Here is a 4,516-nt window from a genome sequence, read left to right on the forward strand (position 1 = left end):
TTCTTCAATTGATAATGATACCGCACTTGGGCTTCTGGTCTGGGCAATGATCAATAATCGATCATTGTCCAGAATACTCAGATGACAAGATTGCCTTGTAGTTTCCGATAATTCCTGCATCGGGTAATGCGCCACACGTTTGAGCTCATCAAAAGGAGTATGTCTGTGCGACAAACTGTACATTTTTAGTGAGAGTCTATATTTTCCTGCATTACTTCCCCTGAGCAAATACCCTCGCTCTTCCAAGCAAATAAGCATTCTGTAAATCTCACTAGGGGTTCTATCTATGCCTTGCGCGATTTCGGCTTGTGATAGGGGAACCCCTACGTCGGACAAATGTTCCAAGATATCCAAACCTTTATCCAACGCAGGTGCATTATACTTGGTTGCTACTGTTTCAGCCATGGTCAAAAATAGTGTAAATACTTTTCGGTAAAAAGGTATTCAAATATTTTGAATATTCATATATAAAAATCATATTTGTATATGAATTTATAAATCAATATATATGGCGAATCCCTTACTTGGTACTTTAATTCACGCAATAGGTGGCGTTGCAGCCTCTACCTGTTATGTACCGTACCAAAAAGTGAAAAAATGGTCCTGGGATTCATACTGGCTGGTACAAGCGTCGTTTGCCTGGTTTATATTCCCCTTTTTGATTGGGTTTTTAACGGTTCCCAACTTAATGGATGTATTTCGCGATGCTTCCTCGGATGTGTTGATAAACGCAACCCTTTTAGGTGCCATTTACGGATTTGGGGGCATGTGTTTTGGTTTCGCCATACGACATATAGGTTACTCCCTTACCTATACGATTTCAATAGGAATATCTGCGATTTTGGGTACGATTGTGCCCCTAATTATGCACGGGGAACTCTCACAAAAATTCAACGGCCCGGGAGGTTATACCATCTTTTTCGGAATGGGTCTCGCGCTTTTGGGAATCATTGCCTGTGGTGTTGCCGGTTATAGAAAAGAGAAAGATCTGAAGAAAAGTAACGCTAACTCGGCAGAGCCCTTGACCTTTAACATGAAGAAAGGGTTGACACTGACCCTAATTGCCGGAGTACTATCAGCCGTTTTTGGCATTTCACTTGAAGTTGGGGCCCCCGTGGCAGAAATTGCCGGAACCTATGGGGCCGGTAATTTTGAAGGTAATGCAAACCTGATACTTTCAACCGGTGGTGCGTTCATTACCAATTTTATCTGGTTTACAGTCGTAGGAATCAAGAAAGGAACACTCAAGGAAATCATTGATGTCAAAAGCATTGGGAAAAAGCATTTTTACCTCAACTTGGGCATGTCCATACTTAGCGGGGCACTATGGTACGGACAATTTTTCTTTTATGGAATCGGTCATGTACAAATGGGAGCCTACAAATTTGCGAGTTGGGTATTGCACATGTCCATGCTGATATTTTTCAGCTATATCGTGGGGATCGTGATGAAAGAATGGAAACAAGTATCCAGACGAACCAATCTTACATTGATCATAGCGCTTATCACCTTGGTCATCTCATTCATCATTATGGCATACGGAAGCAAATTAGGCACTGACATATCATCAAGTCTTTAAATCAAGAATTCAACTATGAACACTAAAAGAATAGAATTAAAAGGAATAACGTGGAACCACAGTCGGGGTTTCACGTCAATGGTTGCCACCGCACAACGGTTCTGTGAGTTGCACCCCAATGTTGACATTGCATGGGAAAAGAGGTCGTTGCAAGCCTTTGCTGATGAACCCATTGATAAATTGGCCAAACGTTTCGATTTATTGATCATTGATCACCCTTGGGCCGGTTTTGCAGGTAAGACAAACGTTATTCTACCATTGGATGAATACCTGTCCAAAGAATTTATGGCGGATTTAGCAGAAAATACAGTGGGTCGTTCGCATGAAAGTTATACTTCCAACGGACACCAATATGCATTGGCCGTTGATGCTGCCACTCCGGTTGCCTCCAGTAGACCGGATATCTTTAAAGAAAAGGGATTGAAATTACCTGAAACTTATAATGAACTCTTGCACCTGGCAAAGCAGGGATTGGTCGTCATGCCAGGTATTCCCCAGGATACCTTGATGAATTTCTACATGATGTGCTGCACCTTGGGTGAGGATGTATGTACTACCAAGGAACAAGTTGTTAGTGAAGAAATAGGTATCAAAGCCTTACAATTGCTGAGGGAATTGGCCCTTGAAATGGACCCAAAAATCTTTGATTGGAATCCCATTCAAATCTATGAGGCGATGACCTTGACAGATAAATATGCCTATTGCCCTTGGGCATACGGCTATTCCAACTATAGTCGAAAAGGGTATGCCAGAAAACTTTTGCATTTTCATGACATGGTTGATATCAAAGGATTGGGTAAGGCCATATCAACGCTTGGCGGAACAGGGTTGGCAATTTCAGCAGACACCAAAGAATTGGAAACCGCAATACAATATGTTGAATATGTAGGCTCAGAGGCCTGTCAAAAAACGGTCTTTTTTGATGGCGGAGGGCAACCTGGACACAGAAAAGCTTGGATCGATGCGCATACTAATAGCCTTACTGCAGATTTCTTTAAAAACACATTGCCAACCTTGGATAGGGCCTTTCTTCGACCGCGTTATAATGGGCACATGTATTTTCAGGACAGGGCCGGTGCTCCAATCAGGGACTATTTAATGAATGGGGGTAGTGAGAAAATCCTGCTGGACAAATTAAATACCTTATATATAAAATCACTGGACAAATAGAAATTATGAAACCACTTGAAGGCATACTTGTACTTGAATTCGCCCAGTTTATGGCAGGGCCATCCGCTGGATTGAAATTAGCGGATTTGGGAGCTAGGGTCATTAAAATAGAGCGTCCAATTCACGGGGAGGCAGGAAGGCAGATTGCGTTGAAGAACTTATTTCTTGACGGTAGTAGTCTCGTTTTTCATACGGTAAACAGAAATAAGGAATCCTACGCGGCCGATCTGAAAGATCCAGAAGATCTGGAACGGATAAAAAAACTGATCGGACAAGCAGATGTAATGACCCATAATTTTCGGCCAGGCGTTATGGAAAAGATTGGATTGGACTATGCCACGGTTCAATCAATAAACCCCAAATTGGTCTATGCCACGGTTACCGGTTATGGTACTGAGGGGCCTTGGGCAAAAAAACCAGGGCAGGATCTCTTGGTACAGTCCATGTCTGGATTTGCGAATTTAACGGGAAACAAGAACGACGATCCTGTACCTGTTGGGGCGGCGATTTCGGATATAATTACGGGAACACATTTGGCGCAAGGTATTTTAGCAAGTCTTTTGAAACGTGAAAAAACCAAGAAAGGTGCACTTGTTGAGGTTAGTTTGCTGGAATCTACATTGGATTTTCAATTTGAAGTGATCACCACCTATTTGAACGATGGGCATCAAAAACCTCAAAGGGCTGAACAGGGTTCGGCACATGCATATCTTGGGGCTCCTTATGGCGTCTATAAAACAAAGGACGGTTATATTTCCTTAGCCATGGGATCGGTGCTGACCTTAGGGAATGTTTTGGGTTGTCCGGCATTGAATGTATTTACAGATTCGAACTCTTGGTTTACCCAAAGGGATGAGATAATGGCTATTTTAAGATCATTCCTGATTGAAAAAAATTCCCAAGAATGGCTCTCTATTTTAGAGGCTGAAGGTATTTGGTGCTCCAATGTATTTGATTACAAAACATTGTTGAGCCATGAAGCGTATCAGGTTTTGAAAATGGACCAGAAATTACCCTTGCTCTCAGGGGAAGAAGTCCATACGACCCGTTGTCCCATTCGCTTGGATGATGGGCGAATTTTTGCCTCGCGACCAGCACCAAGGGTTGGACAGCATACAGAGGACTTGATCAAAGAATTCAATTTATAAATCTATGATATCATTGCACTTATGAAACCATTGAAAGACATATTGATTATAGATTTAAGCCAATTTTTATCCGCCCCTTCGGCCACATTACGATTGGCCGATTTAGGCGCCCGGGTAATCAAGGTAGAACGACCGGTACTTGGTGATATTTGCCGCCAGTTGTACGTTTCAAATGTTAGTTTAAACGGGGAATCTTCCATCTTTAGAGCCATTAATAGGAACAAGGAAAGTTTTGAAGCCGACTTGAAAAACGAGGAAGATAAACAACGGGTCTTAAAACTCATAGAACGGGCAGATGTGATGGTCCATAATTTTAGACCAGGCGTAATTGAGCGCTTGGGATTTGATTATAAGACGATTCAAAAAATAAATCCGAACATCGTTTATGGGGAAATTTCGGGCTATGGAACCGAAGGCCCATGGAAAAGGAAACCAGGACAAGATCTTTTAGTACAGTCATTATCGGGTTTAACTTGGTTGAATGGCAAGAATACAGATGGCCCTGTACCAGTCGGCTTGGCAATTGTTGACATATTGGCCGGTGCGCATTTGGCCCAAGGAATACTTGCGGCTTTGTTAAAAAGGGCTAAAACCGGATTGGGAACTAAAGTTTCGGTAA

General features: G+C 42.3%; 5 protein-coding genes. 4 read left to right on the plus strand and 1 reads right to left on the minus strand.

The genetic code is table 11. The annotated features are described in order from the left end of the window. Nucleotides 1–405 (minus strand): IclR family transcriptional regulator (locus WBM98_RS09710; protein ID WP_424365824.1); only part of this gene is annotated, 405 nt, incomplete at its 3' end. 103 nt (nt 406–508) lie between these two features. Between WBM98_RS09710 and WBM98_RS09715 the strand changes: the two genes are divergently transcribed. The 4 genes from WBM98_RS09715 to WBM98_RS09730 all read left to right on the plus strand — a co-directional run. Continuing rightward, nucleotides 509–1,579 carry an L-rhamnose/proton symporter RhaT gene (locus tag WBM98_RS09715; RefSeq protein WP_424365825.1) on the plus strand — a complete coding sequence of 357 codons (1,071 nt, stop codon included), beginning with the start codon at nt 509–511 and terminating at the stop codon, nt 1,577–1,579. 15 nt (nt 1,580–1,594) lie between these two features. Next, a complete protein-coding gene (locus tag WBM98_RS09720) occupies nt 1,595–2,749 on the plus strand; it encodes an ABC transporter substrate-binding protein (protein WP_424365826.1) in 1,155 nt (384 codons plus the stop codon). 5 nt (nt 2,750–2,754) lie between these two features. Further along, complete coding sequence (locus WBM98_RS09725; RefSeq protein ID WP_424365827.1) at nt 2,755–3,897, plus strand: CaiB/BaiF CoA transferase family protein; 1,143 nt, start codon at nt 2,755–2,757, stop codon at nt 3,895–3,897. 21 nt (nt 3,898–3,918) lie between these two features. Next, nucleotides 3,919–4,516 (plus strand): CaiB/BaiF CoA transferase family protein (locus WBM98_RS09730; protein WP_424365828.1); only part of this gene is annotated, 598 nt, incomplete at its 3' end.

Origin of the sequence: Maribacter sp. (genome assembly GCF_049667165.1) — a bacterium.
Lineage (GTDB): Bacteria > Bacteroidota > Bacteroidia > Flavobacteriales > Flavobacteriaceae > Maribacter_A.